This is a genomic window from Pseudoalteromonas sp. T1lg21 (assembly GCF_002964625.1).
Classification (GTDB): domain Bacteria; phylum Pseudomonadota; class Gammaproteobacteria; order Enterobacterales; family Alteromonadaceae; genus Pseudoalteromonas; species Pseudoalteromonas gelatinilytica.
Genome location: NZ_PQBX01000005.1, coordinates 1 through 467 on the forward strand (window position 1 = coordinate 1; position 467 = coordinate 467).

A 467-nucleotide genomic window follows, 5' to 3' on the forward strand; every position below is an offset into this window, starting at 1 on the left:
CGAAATCCTTTAGGTGAACAATTACTGATAGATATGCAAGACAGCATACGCACCAATATCAGTGTTGGTTACCGCATTTTAGAAGCCACGCTAACCAAGCGAGAAGGTGATAACGAGCATTATCGGATCACCAAGTGGCAACCTATGGAAATATCTTCCGTTTCTGTACCAGCCGACCCCACTGTCGGGGTGGGTCGTTCAGATGAAAATAGCAATAATGTCAATATCAGAGAGGCAATCAAAATGGATGAGAACGAAATCCTAGATGACATCACCCCGGCAGAAGATGAAACTCGTCAAACTCCGGCTCCTAATCAACAAACACAACAGCGCTCACAGCAACAAGCACCATTTAGTGCCCCAGTAAATGATGCTCAGCGTATTGCGCAGACCGGTTCTCAATATGGTGCTGAAACACTTGCGAACGAATGTATCCGTGATGGTAAATCGTTTGAAGAGTTTAATTC

The 467-nt window shown here is 44.8% G+C and carries 1 protein-coding gene; it reads left to right on the forward strand.

What is annotated here, in order from left to right:
- Positions 1–467: HK97 family phage prohead protease (locus C2M25_RS04610; RefSeq protein WP_199775147.1), on the forward strand; the 467-nt coding region annotated here is incomplete at both ends.